The organism is Azospira restricta, assembly GCF_016858125.1.
Taxonomy (GTDB): domain Bacteria; phylum Pseudomonadota; class Gammaproteobacteria; order Burkholderiales; family Rhodocyclaceae; genus Proximibacter; species Proximibacter restrictus.
This window is the reverse complement of record NZ_CP064781.1, coordinates 2277153-2293891: the sequence shown is the minus strand read 5'-3', so window position 1 is coordinate 2293891 and position 16739 is coordinate 2277153. Positions and strand designations below refer to the sequence as shown.

At 71.3% G+C, this 16739-nt stretch carries 15 protein-coding genes; 8 read left to right on the top strand and 7 right to left on the bottom strand.

From position 1 onward, the window contains the following. Positions 1 to 310: 310 nt before the first annotated feature. Complete coding sequence (gene murI, locus IWH25_RS11275) at positions 311 to 1096, top strand: glutamate racemase (protein WP_203385905.1); 786 nt, start codon at positions 311 to 313, stop codon at positions 1094 to 1096. 58 nt (positions 1097 to 1154) lie between these two features. Here murI and IWH25_RS11270 read toward each other — a convergent pair whose 3' ends face one another. From IWH25_RS11270 to IWH25_RS11245, 6 genes are read right to left on the bottom strand one after another with little or no spacing between them, the layout of a single operon-like run. After that, positions 1155 to 1343 carry a hypothetical protein gene (locus tag IWH25_RS11270; RefSeq protein ID WP_203385904.1) on the bottom strand — a complete coding sequence of 63 codons (189 nt, stop codon included), beginning with the start codon at positions 1341 to 1343 and terminating at the stop codon, positions 1155 to 1157. 9 nt (positions 1344 to 1352) lie between these two features. Continuing rightward, positions 1353 to 2810 (bottom strand): DUF294 nucleotidyltransferase-like domain-containing protein, encoded by a 1458-nt coding sequence (locus tag IWH25_RS11265; protein ID WP_203385903.1) that lies wholly within the window; start codon positions 2808 to 2810, stop codon positions 1353 to 1355. Continuing rightward, positions 2791 to 4911: a 3'-5' exonuclease gene (locus IWH25_RS11260; RefSeq protein ID WP_203385902.1), complete on the bottom strand. Its 2121-nt coding sequence runs from the start codon at positions 4909 to 4911 to the stop codon at positions 2791 to 2793. The genes IWH25_RS11265 and IWH25_RS11260 overlap by 20 nt, the downstream gene beginning before the upstream one ends. Before the next feature lie 10 nt (positions 4912 to 4921). Then, positions 4922 to 5287 carry a response regulator transcription factor gene (locus tag IWH25_RS11255; protein WP_203385901.1) on the bottom strand — a complete coding sequence of 122 codons (366 nt, stop codon included), beginning with the start codon at positions 5285 to 5287 and terminating at the stop codon, positions 4922 to 4924. Beyond that, on the bottom strand, positions 5284 to 8031 hold the full coding sequence (locus IWH25_RS11250; RefSeq protein WP_203385900.1) for a sensor histidine kinase: 2748 nt from the start codon (positions 8029 to 8031) through the stop codon (positions 5284 to 5286). The genes IWH25_RS11255 and IWH25_RS11250 overlap by 4 nt, the downstream gene beginning before the upstream one ends. Positions 8032 to 8034: 3 nt before the next feature. Then, complete coding sequence (locus IWH25_RS11245; protein ID WP_203385899.1) at positions 8035 to 8253, bottom strand: hypothetical protein; 219 nt, start codon at positions 8251 to 8253, stop codon at positions 8035 to 8037. Positions 8254 to 8349: 96 nt separating this feature from the next. Here IWH25_RS11245 and menB point away from each other — a divergent pair, with 96 nt between their 5' ends. Next, entirely contained in the window at positions 8350 to 9177 is an 828-nt protein-coding gene (gene menB, locus IWH25_RS11240) for a 1,4-dihydroxy-2-naphthoyl-CoA synthase (RefSeq protein WP_203385898.1), read from the top strand. 55 nt (positions 9178 to 9232) lie between these two features. Here menB and IWH25_RS11235 read toward each other — a convergent pair whose 3' ends face one another. Next, the gene (locus IWH25_RS11235) at positions 9233 to 11833 is read right to left on the bottom strand and encodes a hybrid sensor histidine kinase/response regulator (RefSeq protein ID WP_203385897.1); all 2601 of its coding nucleotides are present in this window, start codon (positions 11831 to 11833) and stop codon (positions 9233 to 9235) included. Between the two features lie 172 nt (positions 11834 to 12005). On the opposite strand from IWH25_RS11235, the gene IWH25_RS11230 reads away from it, so the two are divergent. The 6 genes from IWH25_RS11230 to IWH25_RS11205 all read left to right on the top strand — a co-directional run bounded on the left by IWH25_RS11230 (position 12006) and on the right by IWH25_RS11205 (position 16561). After that, positions 12006 to 12809: a ZIP family metal transporter gene (locus IWH25_RS11230; RefSeq protein ID WP_203385896.1), complete on the top strand. Its 804-nt coding sequence runs from the start codon at positions 12006 to 12008 to the stop codon at positions 12807 to 12809. A 10-nt stretch (positions 12810 to 12819) separates the two neighbouring features. Then, the gene (locus IWH25_RS11225) at positions 12820 to 13320 is read left to right on the top strand and encodes a DUF2796 domain-containing protein (RefSeq protein ID WP_203385895.1); all 501 of its coding nucleotides are present in this window, start codon (positions 12820 to 12822) and stop codon (positions 13318 to 13320) included. Between the two features lie 29 nt (positions 13321 to 13349). Then, a complete protein-coding gene (locus IWH25_RS11220) occupies positions 13350 to 14075 on the top strand; it encodes an ABC transporter ATP-binding protein (RefSeq protein WP_203385894.1) in 726 nt (241 codons plus the stop codon). Beyond that, positions 14072 to 15334, top strand: coding sequence for an ABC transporter permease (locus tag IWH25_RS11215; RefSeq protein ID WP_203385893.1), 1263 nt, complete (start codon positions 14072 to 14074; stop codon positions 15332 to 15334). The genes IWH25_RS11220 and IWH25_RS11215 overlap by 4 nt, the downstream gene beginning before the upstream one ends. 15 nt (positions 15335 to 15349) lie before the next feature. Then, positions 15350 to 15874, top strand: a complete 525-nt coding sequence (locus IWH25_RS11210; protein ID WP_203385892.1) for a DUF3299 domain-containing protein — start codon at positions 15350 to 15352, stop codon at positions 15872 to 15874. A 75-nt stretch (positions 15875 to 15949) separates the two neighbouring features. Beyond that, positions 15950 to 16561 (top strand): LysE family transporter, encoded by a 612-nt coding sequence (locus tag IWH25_RS11205; protein ID WP_203385891.1) that lies wholly within the window; start codon positions 15950 to 15952, stop codon positions 16559 to 16561. The last annotated feature ends 178 nt before the right edge of the window (positions 16562 to 16739 follow it).

Sequence of the window (16739 nt, the reverse complement as noted above, 5' to 3'; positions counted from 1 at the left end):
AATGAGCGCCTATACGGCAAATCCGCGACTCGATTCGCGTTACCCGCTGCCGTATTTCTGTGAGCATTCGTTCAACAGTGGCGTCTTGTGTCAAGCTTGGAATATTCATCGCTTTCTCCTAAGAAATAAATCTATGAGTCACAGCCTACAACGCGCGATTGGGTAACCTTGAAAATTGCGGCTTTTTTTAGCCTGATTGCGCACCACATAAGCGCTAACAAAATGAAATAAAAAGAGAAAAATATTTTTCTTGATGCATTGGTTACCCAACAAGCTAAAGAGGCCAGCTCAACCAGCCCCCACCCAACCCATGATCGGCATCTTCGACTCCGGCCTCGGCGGCCTCTCCGTCCTCGCAGCCATCGCCCGCGCCTTGCCGCGCGCCGACCTCGTCTACCTAGCCGATACCGCGCACGTGCCCTACGGCAACAAGCCGGACGGTTTCATCCGCGGGCGCGTCGAGGCGATCGGCGAGCATCTGGTGGCACAGGGCTGCCGCATGCTGGTGGTCGCCTGCAACACGGCGACGGCGGCGGCGGTGGAGGCCCTGCGCGAGAAGCATCCGCAGTTGCCGATCGTCGGCGTCGAGCCCGGCGTCAAGCCGGCGGCGGCGAGTTCGCGCTCGCGCCGCATCGCGGTGCTGGCGACCGAGTCGACGGCCAACAGCGAGCGGCTGGCGCGGCTGATCGCGGCGCACGCGCAGGGCGTCGCGGTGCAGGTCGAGCCCTGCCCGGGCTGGGCGACGCGGGTGGAGACGCTGCATCCGGACGATCCCGGGTTCGCCGCCGAGGTCGCCGCGCGCGTCGAGCCGCTGCTCGCCGCCGGCGCCGACCGCATCGTGCTCGGCTGCACGCACTACAGCTTCCTCGCACCTATCCTCTCGCCGCTGGTGGCGGGGCGCGCCGAGCTGGTCGACGTGGCCGAGGCGGTGGCGCGCCAGTGCCTGCGGCTAGCCGGCAGCGCCGGCGACGGCAGCGGACGGCTGGATCTGCATGCGACCGCGCAGCCGGAACGCCTGCGCGCGGCGCTGCCGGCGCTCGGACTGGGCTGGCTGGCCGAGCGTGCGCACGGGCAGCCGGTGCTGGCGCGGATTTGAGCTTCGGCGAGGGTGGGGCGGGTCGGAAGAAATACCGGGTAGCGAACTGGATTCCGGGTCAAGCCCGGAATGACGGAGGCGGCTCGACCGGAAAATGCTTCGCCTCGTAGGCTTCGACGAGAGCCAGCAACAGCTCGAAACGTTCCCCCTCCAGCGTTCCCGGCATCGGCTCGTTGTCGAAGAAGGCGGACACTTCGCGCAGCGTCGCCTTGTAGTCTTCGTCGGTGCCAATCGGTCGAAGGTCCATGTTTCCTCCTCAGGCCGTCCGCAGGAACTCGATCTCCAGCTGCTGCTGCAGCCGCTTCACCTGGCGGAAGGCTTCCTTGAGGATCTGCCGGTCGAGTTCGTTCAGGCGGTCGGGGTCGACGCGGTTGGCGCCGGCGTGCGAGTCGGCGCGCAGCTGGTTGGCGAAGCGCATGCGCTGCACCTGGTCGAGGGCGCCGAGGAAGGCGGCGGTTTCCTCGGGGCGCTGGTGCAGCAGCGGGCCGACGGTGCGCAGCCGCTCGCCGGTGTTGGTGGCGGCGACGCCCTTGGCCAGCGACCAGATGCGCGCGCCGTCGACGAAGGGGCGCACGCCGTGCAGCTTGAGGTCGATGGTGTGCGGGAAGTCCTTGTTGTCGTCGTAGCGGAAGCCGTTCAGCCAGCCGAGCGGCGACTGCCAGTTGAGCGCGCCCTCGGCCATAGCGCGCAGGAAGGCGTGGCAGTCCGGCGTGCGCGCCAGCAGCCAGGACTGCAGCTCGGCGGCGAGGTGCTCGTCGCCGAACAGCGGGCGCAGGTCGAAGAAGATCGTCGCGTTGAGCACCGCCTGCGGCTCGGCGACGTGCAGCCACTGGTAGAACTTTTCCTTCCATTCGGCGAGCGACAGGCACAGCTCGGGGTTGCCGGCCATGATGCTGCCCTTGCACAGCGGGAAGCCGCAGGCGTCGAGCGCGTCGTTCACGTCGCGGGCGAACGGCAGGAAGACCTTGCGCAGCGCGTCGGCCTCCTCCTTGCTGTCGGCGGCGAAGACGAGGCCGTTGTCCTGGTCGGTGGCGAGCGTCTGCTCGAGCCGCCCCTCCGAGCCGAAGACCAGCCAGCACCACGGCACGTAGGGCAGCTCGTGGCGCTCGGCGACGAGGTCGATCGCCTGCAGCCCGATCAGGTCGTTGAGCGCGGAGATCTGCTGGCACAGCGCGTCGGCGGCGAGGCCTTCGGCGAGCAGCTGCGCGGAGAAGGCGCGCACCTCGGCGGCGACCGCGGCGAGCGAGGAGACGCAGCCGGCGGCGGCGATCGCCGCGACCAGCTCGCCGCTGCGTGCGCTCGGCCGCGCGTAGAGGTCGGCCTGGGCGAGGATGCCGGCGTAGCGGCCGTCGCCCTCGATGAGCACGAGGTGGCGCAGGTTGCGGCGGATCATCAGCACGCTCGCCTGGTGCACGGTGGCCTCGGCCGGCAGCGTGACGACGCCGCCGGTCATCACCGTCGCCACCGGCTGGTCGAGGTCGCCGCCGTTGAGCGCGATGCGATGGACGACGTCGCGCAGCGTCAGGATGCCGAGCGGGGCGCCGCTCTTCGGGTCGACGACGGCGAGCGAGTCGACCGCGTTGCGGTCCAGGTATTCGAGTGCGGAGCGCACGTCGGCGTCGGGCGCCAGCACCGGCACCGGCTTGCGCAGGATGGCGCGCACCGGCGTGTAGGGCGAGAACGGGCGTACCGCGTCAGTAGCTGATCCGGGCATAGTAGGTCTTCTCCGCGGCCTCGCGCGCCTCGCCGAGCGTGCGGATGCCCATCTCGGCGAGCAGCGGCAGCATCTTCAGGAAAACTTCGCCGGTGACGTAGGCGTCGCCGAGCGCGGTGTGGCGGCCGATCACCGGCACGCCGAAGCGTTCGGCGATCGCTTCCAGCCGGTGCGATTCCTGGTTCGGGTGCAAGAGCGCCGACAGCAGCAGCGTGTCGAGCACCGGCAGGTCGAAGCGGATGCCGGTGCTGTTTTCCTTGAGCTGCAGGAAGCGCATGTCGAAGGCGGCGTTGTGCGCGACCAGCACGGTGTCGGCGCAGAACTCGCGGAAGGCCGGCAGCACGCTGCCGATGTCGGGCTGGCCGACCAGCATCTCGGGCGTGATGCCGTGGATCTGCACCGATGCCGAGGGCAGCGGCCGGCGCGGGTCGACCAGCTGGTCGAAGACCTCGTGCGTCAGCAGGCGGCGGTTGACGATGCGGGTGGCGCCGATCTGGATGATCTCGTCGCCCTTGGAGGGTTCGAGGCCGGTGGTCTCGGTGTCGAACACCGTGTAGGTGAGCTCGCCGAGCGGGCGGTCGTCGAGCGCGTGGCTCTTCTCCGACCAGCGGAACAGGTCGAAGTCGTAGAACTCCGGGCGGCTGCCGCGGGCGCCGCCGGGCACCGCGCCCGCCTGCTGCCGCGCCTGCGCGAGCGGCAGCAGGAAGCGGAAGGCGGCACGGTGCGAGGCGCGTTTCCTCTGGAACCACATCTCGCCGTTGCAGCGGTCCATCACCTCGCGCACCGAGAGCGGCGTCTCCTCGCCGGCGCTGCGCATCGGGTCGAGCTCCCAGTTCATCACCGTCTCGGTGCTCATCGCGGTGCCCAGCCAGGCGAGGTCGAGGCAGGCGTGGTCGCCGTCGGAGGAGAGCGCGAGGCGCACCTCGTTCACGCCGTATTCGTCGCGCAGGCGGGCGGTGAGGTAGCACAGCACCTGCAGGAAGGAGAAGCTGTCGACCTTCATCCACACCGACTCGTCGACCTCCTCGGTCTTCACCGGCAGGCCGCTGCGCCCGGCGACGCGCGGCACGGCGACGGCGATCAGGTCGGCGCCGCGCATCTCCTCGAGCGGCCAGCGCGCGGTCAGCTCGCGCGCGTACTCGCGCGCCGAGTGTTCGACGCGGCCGGAGAGTCCCTCGACCTCGCTGCGGATCACCGACAGGAAGCGGCTGCGCTCGTCGGCGTTCATGTCCGGGTACGAGGAGAGCATCTCGGCGGCGGCGCGGATGTTGCCGAGCGGGCCGCGGCTGCCCTCGGTCAGCGACTGGATCAGCGCGTCGCGCCGGCCCTCGGTCTCGAACGAGGCGGTGATGTCGTCGAGCAGCAGCACGAAGCCGGTCATGCCGGCGGCGCTCCCCTCCTCCTGGCCGGCGACCGGTGCCAGGTGCACGCGCAGCAGGCGGCCGGCGCGGGTGGCGGTGACGAACTCGGCGGCGGCCGGCTCGCCGGCCGCGAGGCGGCGCGCGACCTGTTCCAGCGCGTGCGCGATCAGGCTGCGCTCGAACACCGCGTAAAGCGAGCGGCCGAGGCCGACCAGCTCGCTGCCGGCGCCGGCGGAGAGCACCTCGCGGGCGCGCTGATTGTAGAGCAGGATGCGGCCGTCGAGGTTGCAGACGACGACGCTCTGCTGCAGCTCGGCCATCAGCACCGCGAGGCGGTTGCGGTCGGCCTCGACGCTGGCCTGCGCGCGCGCGATCTCGGCGGCGACGTCCTGCTCCAGCGCCTGCCGGCGCGCGGCGAGCTCGTTGATGGCGTCGGCCAGCGCGCGCAGTTCGCCACTGCCGGCGGGCTTGACGCGGGCGCCGCTGTCGGCGACGACGATCCGGGTTTCCTCGGCGAGCTGCCGCGGCGCGCGCAGCAGCAGGTCGGCGAGCGGCCGCAGCGCGGCGAACAGCGCGCCGCTGGCGAGCAGCCAGACGATCACCAGCGCGCCGCTGGCGTCCTCGTTGCCGGCGGCGGCCGCCGAGCGCAGCACGGCGACGGTGGCGTAGATCAGCCCGGCCGCCGCCAGCGCAGCGAGCGCCGTCGCCAGCGCCAGCTTGTGCGGGGGGCCGAGCCTCATCGGGGGATGCTCAGCCGAGCAGTTCGCGGACCTTCTCGACCAGCTCGCGCGTCGAGAACGGCTTGGTCATGTAGCCGTCGGCACCGAGCGCGAGGCCCTTGGCGACCTCGGTGTCGCGCCCGCGCGCGGTCAGCATCAGGATGCGCACCTCGGCCAGCGCCGGATCGCCGCGCACTTCCTGGCAGACCTCGAAGCCGTTCTTCTTCGGCATCATCACGTCGAGCAGCACGAGGTCGGGCTTGTCGGCACGGATCTTCGCCAGCGCCTCGTCGCCGTCGGCCGCGACGGACACGGCATAGCCCTCGCGCTTCATCAGGAACTCGACGGAGATGACGATGTTCTGCTCGTCGTCGGCGATCAGGATTTTCTTGCTCATTGTTTGCTTCCGTTCCGAGAATTCTCCAGCGGCAGGACGAACACGAAGACGGCGCCGCGCCCCGGCTCGCTCTCCACCCACAGCCTCCCGCCGAAATATTCGACGATTTTCCGGCTGATAGGCAAGCCCAGGCCGGTTCCGGTCGGCTTGCCGGTGAGCGTATCGCCACCCTGGCGGAAACGCTCGAAGATCACTTCCTGGTCTTCGCGGCGGATGCCCGGGCCGTTGTCGGCGACCGCCACGCGCAGGCCCTCCGCCACCGGCGCCAGACTCACCGCGACGCGACCGGCTTCGGCCGGCGCGAACTTGACCGCGTTCGACAGCAGGTTGATCACCACCTGCATCAGCCGGTCGCGGTCGGCCAGGATCGGCGGCACCGCCGGCGGCAGGTCGAGGATCAGGCGCACACCCTTGTCGTGGAAGAGCTGGCCGGTGGCCGCCGCCGACTGCTCGACCACCTCGCGCAGGTCGACCGTCTCGACCCGCCAGTCGACGTTGCCCGATTCGATCTTGGCCATGTCGAGGATCTGGTTCACCAGCCGGGTCAGCCGCTCGGTCTCGCTGACGATGATGCCGAGGAAGCGCTCGCGCTCGGCGAGCTCGGTGCGCGGGTCGTCGCGCAGGATCTCGGAGAAGGCGCGGATCGAGGTCAACGGCGTGCGCAGCTCGTGGCTGACCGAGGCCATGAAGTCGTCCTTCAGCCGGTCGAGCTCGAGCAGGCGCTCGTTGACCGCCTTCAGCTCGCTGGTCGCCGCCTCCAGCTCGCGCGACTTGCGCTCAAGCTCGCGGCTGTAGGTGCGCAATTGGGAAGCCTCGTCGAGGATGTTCATCACCTCGGTCAGCGACAGCGGCTCCTCCTTCGCCACCGAGGCCACCATCGCGCGCGCCGAGGCGCTGCCGATGGCGCCGGTGAGCAGCGATTCGGCATGGTGCACGAGGTCGGCGTCGGCCTCGAGCTGCGCGACCGAGGCGACGCCGCGGCGGTACGCGTAGGCGGCGAAGGCGGCCTCGGCGCGCTGCGGGCCGAGGAAGCGGCCGACCAGCGCGATCAGCTCGGCCGGGTCGGCGCTGCCGCGCCACAGCGCGGAGCCGACCGGGCGCGTGGTCTTCAGCGCATCGACGAACTGCGTCGCCTGGCTGGCCTCGGCCGCGGTCGGCGAGCGCAGCAGCGAGACGACGATGTAGGTGGTGATGTTGGCGCCGAAGCTCCAGAACAGGCAGTGCGAGATCTCGTCGAGGCCGGTCAGCCCGAACAGGTGCTGCGGCATCAGCATCTCGATGCCGAACGGCCCTTCGCTGAGGAAGCTCGCCGGCAGCCAGCCGGACTTGGCGAAGGACGGCAGCAGCAGCGTGTAGGCCCACACCGCGAAGCCGGCGGAGAGGCCGGCGAGCGCGCCGTCGCGGGTGCCGCCGCGCCAGTACATGCCGCCGATCATCGCCGGCGCGAACTGCGCCACCGCCGAGAAGCTGATCAGGCCGATGCCGACCAGCGCGTAGGCGTCGCCGGCCAGCCGGAAGTAGAGGTAGCCGAGGAGCAGGATGACGACGATGGCGCCGCGGCGGATCGCCAGCAGCAGCCCGGAGAGGTCGCGCTCGGTGTGCAGCGCGAGCGCCCGGGTGCGCAGCAGCAGCGGCATCACCAGGTCGTTGCAGACCATCGTCGACAGCGCGATGGTCTCGACGATGACCATCCCGGTCGCCGCCGACAGGCCGCCGACGAAGACGAACAGCGCCAGCAGCTCCTGCTGCGCCGACATCGGCAGCGTCAGCACGAAGGTGTCGGCGTCGATGCCCTGGCCGGCGAACTGCATCAGCCCGCCGAGCGCGATCGGCAGCACGAAGACGTTGATCAGCAGCAGGTACAGCGGGAACAGCCAGATCGCGCGCTTCAGGTGCGCCTCGGAGACGTTCTCGACCACCGTCACCTGGAACTGGCGCGGCAGGAAGAGGATCGCCAGCCCGGCGAGGAAGGTCAGCGAGAACCAGGTGGCGTAGTTGCGGCTGCCGCCGGTCACCGCCGTCAGGCTGGCCAGCTTGGCGTCGGCGAGCGCGCGGGTGAACACGTCGCCGAAGCCGTTGTAGAGGCCGTAGGTGACGAACAGGCCGACCGCGCCGAAGGCCACCAGCTTGACCACCGACTCCAGCGCGATCGCCGCGACCATGCCTTCGTGCCGCTCGGTGGCGTCGAGGTGGCGGGTGCCGAAGAGGATGGTGAAGGCGGCGAGGATCAGCGCGATGTAGAAGGTGGTGTCGGCGAGCACCGGCTGGCTGCTCTCCTTCGGCGCGACCAGCGCCGGGTAGCCGACGATCAGGTCGTAGCTGCCGGACACCGCCTTCAGCTGCAGCGCGATGTAGGGGACGATGCCGATCACCGCGATGATCGTCACCAGGCCGCCGAGCAGCGGGCTCTTGCCGTAGCGCGAGGCGATGAAGTCGGCGATCGAGGTGATGCGGTTGGCCTTCGCCGTGCGGATCATCTTCAGGATCAGGAAGCCGCCGAGCGCCATCACCAGCGTCGGGCCGAGGTAGATCGGCAGGAAGCCGACGCCGGACACCGCCGCCCGGCCGACGCTGCCGTAGTAGGTCCAGGTGGTGCAGTAGACGGCCATCGACAGCGCGTAGATGGTCGGGTTGGCGATCACCGAGCGGCCCTGGTCGGCGCGCTTGTCGCCCCAGTAGGCGACGGCGAAGAGCAGCGCGAGGTAGCAGAACGAAACGGCGATGACCACCGGGCTCTGCAGCATCGCTCAGTTGCCTCCGCGGTCCTGCCGCTCGCGCCGCTCGACGACCCAGGCCATCAGCGCGATCAGCGCCGCCCACACGGCGAACAGGTAGACGAAGACCAGCGGCGCGTCGAACAGCGTGCGCGCGCGGTCGAACAGCGACAGCAGCGGATAGTTGAAGAGGAAGCAGCCGACCATGAAGATGACCACCAGCCGCTGACCGGAAAGCGTGCTGCGCTGCATTCCCGCTCCTCCTCTTGTTCTGTGTCTATGCCGCCATTATAGGGGAAGCGGCGCGGTATACTCGCCGCCGCCACGACCCCCACGAAGGACCGCCCCATGATCCGCACCGCCGCCGACTGGCAGAGCCGCCACGCCTACAGCGACATCCGCTACGAATTCGCCGAGGGCATCGCCAAGATCACCATCGCCCGGCCGCAGAAGCGCAACGCCTTCCGCCCGGAGACGGTGAAGGAACTGATCGACGCCTTCCACCGCGCCCACCATGACAACGAGATCGGCGCCATCATCCTCGCCGGCGAGGGGCCGGACGCCTTCTGCTCCGGCGGCGACCAGACGGTGCGCGGCGCCGAGGGCTACATCGACGAGGGCGGCACGCCGCACCTGAACGTGCTCGACCTGCAGATGCAGATCCGCCGGCTGCCGAAGCCGGTGGTGGCGATGGTCGCCGGCTACGCGATCGGCGGCGGCCACGTGCTGCACCTGGTCTGCGACCTCAGCATCGCCGCCGACAACGCGCGCTTCGGGCAGACCGGCCCGCGCGTCGGCTCCTTCGACGCCGGCCTCGGCGCCGGCCTGCTGGCGCGCACGATCGGCATGAAGAAGGCGAAGGAGATCTGGCTGCTGTGCCGCCAGTACGACGCGCAGCAGGCGCTGGCGATGGGCCTGGTGAACACCGTCGTGCCGCTCGCGCGGCTCGAGGAGGAAACCGTGCAGTGGTGCCGCGAAATGCTGCAGCTGTCGCCGATGGCGCTGCGCATGATCAAGGCCGGCTTCAATGCCGACACCGACGGGCTGGCCGGCATCCAGGAGCTCGCCGGCAACGCCACCGGCCTCTTCTACCAGACCGCCGAGGGCCAGGAAGGCCGCAACGCGTGGCTGGAGCGGCGGCCGCCGGATTTCGCGAAATACCGCAAGCGCCCCTGAGCGGCACGCTTTCTCAGGCGTCCCCCGAGGGGACTTGAGCCATGGGCCGCATCGCTCAGGCGCCCGCCAGCCAGTCCGTCAGCGCCGCGGCGAGGCGGCCGTATTCGGCCTGCAGGCGGTCGACCTCGGCCGCCGCCAGCCGCTCGCCGCGCCGCAGGCGCTCGTCGGCATCGCGCAGCTGCCCGCTCAGGCGCGCGCCGCCGACCTGCGCGGCGAGGCTCTTCATCGTGTGCGTCAGGCGCTCGGCGTCGTTCCATTTCGCCGTCGCCACCGCCTCGGCCAGCGCGACGAAGTACTCCGGCATCTCGACCAGCGACGATTCGATCAGCACGCGGGCGATGTCGCGGTTGCCGGCCAGCTGGCCGAGCATCGTCGCCGCGTCGAGCACCGGCGGCGGCGCCGCCGGCCGGCCGCCGTCGCCTTCGCCACCGGCCGGCACGGGCGCCGCCGGCAGCCATTTCGCCAGCGTCGCGGCGAGCAGGTTGAGATCGACCGGCTTCGCCATGAAGTCGTCCATGCCCACCGCCAGCGCGCGCTGGCGGTCGGTCTCGTAGGCGTCGGCGGTGAGCGCGACGATCGGCAGGCGGCGACCGTCCGCGGCACCGACCTGCCGCTCCCAGTGGCGGATGCGCTCGGTCGCCGCGTAGCCGTCGAGCCCCGGCATCTGCACGTCCATCAGCACCAGGTCCGGCGGCTCGCCTTCGGTGACCGCGGCGACGCCCTTCAGTCCGTCCTCGGCGAGCGCGACCTGCAGCCCGAGGCGGCCGAGCATCAGCGCGATCACCTTGCGGTTGGTGGCGTTGTCCTCGACCACCAGCACGCAGCCGCTGAGCGCCGGCGGCGGCAGCTGCGCCGCGTCGGCGACGGCGACCGCCGGCGGCGCCTCGGGCAGCGCCTCGTCGGCCGGCGCGAGGGCGGCACGGATGTGGAAGGAGAAGCGCGAGCCCTTGCCGGGTCCGCTCTCCAGGCCGACGTCGCCGCCCATCAGCTGCGCCAGGCTGCGCACGATCGACAGGCCGAGGCCGGTGCCGCCGAAGCGGCGCGTGGTCGAGCTGTCGACCTGCGAGAACGGGTGGAACAGCAGGCGCTGCTTGTCGAAGGGAATGCCGATGCCGGTATCGGCGACGATGAATTCCAGCTCGGCCGCAGCCGCGTCGCGGCGGCGTTCGCGCGCCTCGATGCGGACCGCGCCGGCAGGCGTGAACTTGATCGCGTTGCTGGCCAGGTTGGACAGCATCTGCTGCAGACGGATCGGATCGCCGCGGTAGTGCTGGCCGGGCGGCCCGTGCCAGCGCGAGGAGAGGCGCAAGCCCTTGCGCGCGGCGGCCTCGGCGAAGAGGACGTCGGTGTCGCGCAGCAGCCGGGCGGGGTCGAAGACGCTGCTCTCCAGCTCGAGCTTGCCGGCCTCGATCTTGGAGAAGTCGAGCACGTCGTCGAGCAGCGCCAGCAGCGTGCGCCCCGAACTGAACAGCGTGCGCGCGTAGTCGAGGCGGTCGGCGTCGTTCAGCTGCGGCTGCCGCAGCAGCTGCGCCATGCCCAGGATGCCGTTCATCGGCGTGCGGATCTCGTGCGACATCGTCGCCAGGAAGCGGCTCTTGGCGAGGCTCGCCGCCTCCGCGGCGACGCGGGATTCCTCGAGGCGGACGACGAGGCCGGCGGCGAGCAGCAGCAACAGCGTCAGCCCGAGCAGCGACAGGAAGAGCTCGCGCTGCATCGCCGTCAGTTCGCCGGCCGGCGTGTAGCTGACCAGATAGCCGGCCAGCCGCTGCTCGACGTCGTGCATCGGCAGCAGCGACACCGCGTAGGGCTCGCCGTCGACGGCGGTCTTCACCGTCGTCGCTTGGCCGGCGCTCATCGCCGCCTGCACCGCCGCATCGTTGCGCAGCTGCGCGTCGATCGCCCGGGCCGTCGCCGACGGCGCCGGCGGGCTGTCCGCCAGCTGCCGCTGCGGGTCCTCGACCAGGAAATCGGGATGGATCGCCGCCGCGCCGTACAGCCGTTCCTGGCCGGCGAACAGCTTCGGCGCGACCGCACTGCGCAGCACCACCAGCGCGAACTCGCGTTGCGGCGCCAGCGCGGCGAGCGCGCTGCGGATCGCGGCGAAGGAGAGGCTGGTCTCGACCGTGCCGAGGTGGCGGCCGTCGAGGCTGAGCGGGTGCACGTAGCGGAAGCCGGTGACCACCTTGCCGGTCTCGAAACCTTCGACCACACGCTGCTCGAGGTTGGCGATGCGCACCGACGGCCGCTGCTCGAAGAGCGGGTCGCCGAAGCGCTCGGGCAGGTGGAAGCGCAGGAAGCTGCGGCCGTCGGGCAGGTGGAAGTGCAGCTGGCGGATCTGGCGCTTCTTCATCGCCTCGTAGCTCGGCTGCAACAGCCGCAGCAGCTCGGCGCGCCAGTGCGCCTGCGCGGCGCCGCTCGCCGCGCCGCCGGCGGCGAACGCGCGCAGCACCTCGGGGCGGGCGATCGCCTCGGTGTACAGCGTGTCGGTCGCCAGCGCGTACATGTTCAGGCTGGAGCGGTAGGCGGTCGCCGCCACCTGGCCGTACTGCGCCAGGTAGGCGTCTTCCTTGGCGCGGTGGTTGCGGTAGAACAGCGCGCCGCCGACGCCCTCGAGCAGCACGAAGAGCGCGGCGATCAATAGCCACAGGCGTTTCATAGCGATCCGGTGAATACGGCGACGGCGCGCCCCCGCGCCCGGGCGAATCATACCGCCGGAACGGAGCGCGCCGCCGGCCCGGAATCAAATGCAACAACGTTGCATTTAACCCCCCGCTGTGCTTCAATCGCGCCTTTCCCGAATCCCGGCGCCCGCCCGCTCCCTGCCCTCGATGTCGCTGCCGCTGCTCACCCAGATCGTCCTCGCCTGCCTGCTCGGCGGCGCGCTCAGCGTCGCCGCCGCGGCGCTGGTGATGTTCGGGCTGAAGAAGCGCTGGCTGTCGCTGTCGGTCAGCTTCTCGACCGGCCTGCTGCTGGCGATGGCGCTCCTGCACCTGCTGCCGGAGGCGCTGGAGAGCGGGCTGACGCCGCACGAGGCGTTCCCGCTGCTGCTCGGCGGCATCGTCGCCTTCTTCGCGCTGGAGAAGGTCGCGCTGTGGCGCCATGCGCACACCGGCGCCGACGAGGCCGACGCGCACGGCGACGGCCAGGCCTGCGACGACCACCGCCACAGCCACCACCACGACCACGGCGGACAGGGGCAGACGCTGGTGATCCTGATCGGCGACAGTTTCCACAACTTCACCGACGGCCTGCTGATCGCCGCCGCCTTCCTCGCCGACCCGGTGCTCGGCTGGAGCACCACCTTCGCCATCATCGCGCACGAGGTGCCGCAGGAGGCGAGCGACTTCGCGATCCTGCTCGCCGCCGGCTGGAAGCGCGCGCGCGCGCTGCTGTGGAACGGGCTTGCCAGCCTCACCGCGGTCGCCGGCGGCGTCGTCGGCTACCTCGCGCTCGACCAGGCGCGCGACTGGGTGCCGGTGATCATCACCGTCGCCGCCTCGAGCTTCCTCTACATCGCCATCGCCGACCTGATGCCGCGGCTGAAGCGCGAACACAGCGCGATCGGCTGGCACGGCATCCTGCTCGCCGCCGGCATCGCCGTCGTCGTGCTCGGCTCGTCACACACGCACTGAAGGGGGTCCCATGAAGCACCTGCTGCTCGCCGCCGCGCTGCTCGCCGCCGCCGGCACCGCGCAAGCCGCGAAGGGCCACGCGCACGGCGTCGGCACGCTCGACGTCGCCATCGACGGCCAGGAACTGACGCTCAGCCTGGAACTGCCGCTCGACGCCGCCGTCGGCTTCGAACGCGCGCCGAAGACGCCGGCCGAGCAGGCGGCGCTGGCGGATGCGGCGAAGCGGCTGCAGGACCCGGTACCGTTCGCGCCGACCGCGGCCGCCGGCTGCACGTTGGCCCGCGCCGAGGTCGGCGTGCCCTTCGTCGGCAGCGCCACCGCCGCCGGCGAGCACGCCGACATCGCCGCCACCTACGTCTTCCGCTGCGCCGCACCGGCCGCGCTGAAGGGGGTCGAGACGACCCTCTTCAAGCACTTCCGCCGGCTCTACCGGATCGAGGCGCGGCGCATCGGCCCCGCCGGCCAGGGCAGCGGCCGGCTGACGCCGAAGGCGCCGGCGCTGAGCTGGTAGGAAAGCCCCGCGCCCGCGAGCCGAGCGCCATGCGCGACACCGCTCCCCCGCCCGCGATCGAGGTCGTCGACCTCGTCTTCCGCTGGCCGCGGCAGCCGGCGCCCTGCCTCGACCTGCCGGAATTCCGCGTCGCCGCCGGCGAGCGCGTCTTCCTGCACGGGCCGAGCGGCAGCGGCAAGAGCACGCTGCTCGGGCTGCTCGGCGGCGTCGCGGTACCCGAGCGCGGGCGCGTCGCGATCCTCGGCGAAGACCTCGCCCGCCTCTCCGGCCGCCGCCGCGACCGGCTGCGCGCCGAGCACATCGGCTTCATCTTCCAGCAGTTCAACCTGCTGCCGTGGCTGTCGGCGCTCGACAACGTGCTGCTGCCGACCACCTTCTCCGCCCGCCGCAAGGCGCGCGCCGGCAGCGAACGGCCGCCGCGCGACGAGGCCGCGCGCCTCTTGGCCGAGCTCGACCTCGACCCGGCGCACTGGCAGAAACCCGCCGGCACGCTGTCGATCGGCCAGCAGCAGCGCGTCGCCGCCGCCCGCGCGCTGATCGGCCGGCCGGAGATTCTGGTCGCCGACGAGCCGACCTCGGCGCTCGACGCCGAGCGCCAGCAGCTGTTCGTCGACCTGCTGCTGGCCGAGGCCGCGGCGACCGGCGCCGCGCTCGTCTTCGTCAGCCACGACCGGCGGCTGGCGGCGCACTTCGACCGCAGCGTCGAGCTCGACGCGATCAACCGCGCCGCGCGCGCGCCGGGGGCGGCGGCATGATCGCCGTGCTCCGCCTGGCGCTGAAGGGTGCGCTCGCCCGCCGCGGCACGCTGGCGCTGACGCTGCTGTCGATCGCGCTGGCCACCGCCCTGCTGCTCGCCGTCGAGCGCATCCGCCACGACGCGCGGCAGAGCTTCACGCAGTCGGTGTCCGGCGTCGACCTGGTGGTCGGCCCGCGCGGCGGCGCCGTGCAGCTGATGCTGCACGCGGTCTTCCGCTCCGGCGAGGCGGCCACCGGCATGCGCTGGGACAGCTACCGCCAGCTCGCCGCGCACCCGGCGGTCGACTGGGCGCTGCCGCTGGCGCTCGGCGACTCCTACCGCGGCTTCGCCGTGCTCGGCACGACGCCCGACTATTTCGCGCGCTTCCGCTACGGCGACCGGCAGCCGCTGCGCCTGGCCGCCGGCCGGCCCTTCGCCGGGCTGTTCGAGGCCGTGCTCGGCAGCGAGGTCGCCGCCCGCCTCGGCCACCGAGTCAGCGACCGCATCGCGCTCGCGCACGGCAGCGGCCCGATCGAAGGACCGGGGCACGACGACCGCCCGTTCGCCGTGGTCGGCATCCTGGCGCCGACCGGGACGCCGGTCGACCGCAGCGTGCACGTCAGTCTCGAGTCGATCGCCGCGCTGCACGTCGACTGGGTCGGCGGCGCGCCGGTGCCGGGGCTGTCGCTGCCGGCCGAGGCGCTTGCGAAATTCGACCTGGCGCCGAAGGAGATCAACGCCGCGCTGATCGGCCTGAAGCGCCGCGCCGACGCCTTCCGCATGCAGCGCTTCGTGAACGAGCTGCGCGACGAGCCGCTGATGGCGGTGCTGCCCGGCGTCGCCCTCGACGAACTGTGGCGCACGCTGGGCCTGGTCGAGCGCACGCTGTTCGCGGTCTCGGCGCTGGTCGTCGCGGTCGGGCTGGCCGGGCTCGCGGCGACGATGCTCGCCGGCCTCGCCGAACGCCGCCGCGAGCTGGCCGTGCTGCGCGCGCTCGGCGCCGGCCCCGGCGCGATCTTCGCGATGCTGCTCGCCGAGGGCCTGCTGGTGACCGCCGCCGGCGCGCTCGCCGGCGTCGCGCTGCTCGCCGCCGGCAGCGCCGTCGCCGCGCCCTGGCTGCTGCAGGAATTCGGCATCGTGCTCGGACAGCGCCTGCCCGGCGCCGACGAACTCCGGCTGCTCGGCGCGATCATAGCCACTGGCCTCTTCGCCAGCCTGATCCCCGGCTGGCGCGCGTGGCGCATGTCGCTCGCCGACGGCCTGACGCCGCGCACCTGAACCCAAGGACCTCCGATGCGAACTCTGCTCCTCATCCTCTCGCTGCTCGTCGCGCTGCCGCTGCAGGCCGCCGACGCCTACCCCGAAATCAAGTGGGAAGAACTGGTGCCGAAAGGCTGGAACCCGGCCAAGGACCTGCAGGCGCTCGACTTCAACAACCTGAAGGACTCCGACCCGCGCGCGCTGGAAGCGATGGAGAAGATGAAGGCGCTGTGGGACAACGCGCCGACCGAGCCGGCGCTGGCCGGGAAGAAGGTGCGCCTGCCCGGCTTCGTCATCCCGCTCGAGCGGAAGGGCGAGCAGGTCACCGAATTCCTGCTGGTGCCCTACTTCGGCGCCTGCATCCACTCGCCGCCGCCGCCCGCCAACCAGATCATCCACGCGGTGTCGGCCAAGCCGCTCGGCAAGATGCAAACGATGGACCCGGTCTGGCTCTCCGGCACGCTCGCGCTCGAGCGCGCCGACACGCCATGGGGCAAGGCCGGCTATCGGATCACGGTGGACAAGGTAGTGCCGTACCAGGCGCCGAAGCGGAAGTAGCGGCAACGTCCGCGCCCCTCGCCTGTGCGGCCGCAGGGCCGCTCGCGGGCTAACCATCCTGACCGAAGGAAAACCATGTCCTGGGAAGCCCTGACCCTCGTCCTCGCCATCCACGCCGTCGCGCTGATCTCGCCGGGCCCGGACTTCGCCGTCGTCACCCGGCTGGCCATCGTTTCCGGCCGCGGCGGCGGCCTCTGGGCGGCGGCCGGCGTCGCCGCGGCGATCGGCGTCTACGTGCTGGTCTGCGCCCTCGGCCTGTCGCTGGTGCTCGCCGCGCTGCCCGGGCTGTCGCGGCTGCTGTCGGTCGCCGGCGCGCTCTACCTCGCCTGGCTCGGCCTCCAGTGCCTGCGCTCGCGCGGGCAGCTGCCCGACGCACCGGCACAGGCGCAGGGCGGCCGCGCCTTCGTCACCGGTTTCCTGACCAACCTGCTCAACCCGAAGGCGATGCTCTACTTCGGCTCGATCCTCTCGCAGGCCCTCGGCCCCGACCTCGGCGCCGCCGACACCGCGCTGCTGTGGTCGCTGCTGGTCGGCGAATCCTTCCTCTGGTTCGGCCTCGTCGCGCTGCTGTTCTCGTCGCGCCGCGTGCTCGACTGGCTACGCGGCCGCCTGCAGTGGTTCGATCGCGCCGTCGGCGTCGTACTGCTCGCGCTGGCGGCAAAGGTGGCTGCCTCGGCGTCGCGCTGAGACGCCACGGGAAGCGCGCAGGCAGAACATCGTCATCCCAGTCGAGCACCGCGTCGCGGGCAGACGCAGCACGGAAGCCCCACTTTCCGCTCAGCCAGGCCTGAAGTCGCCTTGCGCCCCGCCCATGCCGCACCTATGGTGAAAGCGGGAAGCGAGGGGTACCACACACGGGAGGTAA

Coding starts and splice junctions, on each gene's coding strand:
- IWH25_RS11250 (WP_203385900.1), bottom strand. CDS start 8,031: ATGCTGCAGAGCCCGGTGGTCATCGCCGTTTCGTTCTGCTACCTCGCG.
- IWH25_RS11210 (WP_203385892.1), top strand. CDS start 15,350: ATGCGAACTCTGCTCCTCATCCTCTCGCTGCTCGTCGCGCTGCCGCTG.
- IWH25_RS11225 (WP_203385895.1), top strand. CDS start 12,820: ATGAAGCACCTGCTGCTCGCCGCCGCGCTGCTCGCCGCCGCCGGCACC.
- IWH25_RS11230 (WP_203385896.1), top strand. CDS start 12,006: ATGTCGCTGCCGCTGCTCACCCAGATCGTCCTCGCCTGCCTGCTCGGC.
- IWH25_RS11260 (WP_203385902.1), bottom strand. CDS start 4,911: ATGAGGCTCGGCCCCCCGCACAAGCTGGCGCTGGCGACGGCGCTCGCT.
- IWH25_RS11265 (WP_203385903.1), bottom strand. CDS start 2,810: ATGCCCGGATCAGCTACTGACGCGGTACGCCCGTTCTCGCCCTACACG.
- IWH25_RS11215 (WP_203385893.1), top strand. CDS start 14,072: ATGATCGCCGTGCTCCGCCTGGCGCTGAAGGGTGCGCTCGCCCGCCGC.
- IWH25_RS11245 (WP_203385899.1), bottom strand. CDS start 8,253: ATGCAGCGCAGCACGCTTTCCGGTCAGCGGCTGGTGGTCATCTTCATG.
- IWH25_RS11220 (WP_203385894.1), top strand. CDS start 13,350: ATGCGCGACACCGCTCCCCCGCCCGCGATCGAGGTCGTCGACCTCGTC.
- IWH25_RS11235 (WP_203385897.1), bottom strand. CDS start 11,833: ATGAAACGCCTGTGGCTATTGATCGCCGCGCTCTTCGTGCTGCTCGAG.
- IWH25_RS11270 (WP_203385904.1), bottom strand. CDS start 1,343: ATGGACCTTCGACCGATTGGCACCGACGAAGACTACAAGGCGACGCTG.
- menB (WP_203385898.1), top strand. CDS start 8,350: ATGATCCGCACCGCCGCCGACTGGCAGAGCCGCCACGCCTACAGCGAC.
- murI (WP_203385905.1), top strand. CDS start 311: ATGATCGGCATCTTCGACTCCGGCCTCGGCGGCCTCTCCGTCCTCGCA.
- IWH25_RS11205 (WP_203385891.1), top strand. CDS start 15,950: ATGTCCTGGGAAGCCCTGACCCTCGTCCTCGCCATCCACGCCGTCGCG.
- IWH25_RS11255 (WP_203385901.1), bottom strand. CDS start 5,287: ATGAGCAAGAAAATCCTGATCGCCGACGACGAGCAGAACATCGTCATC.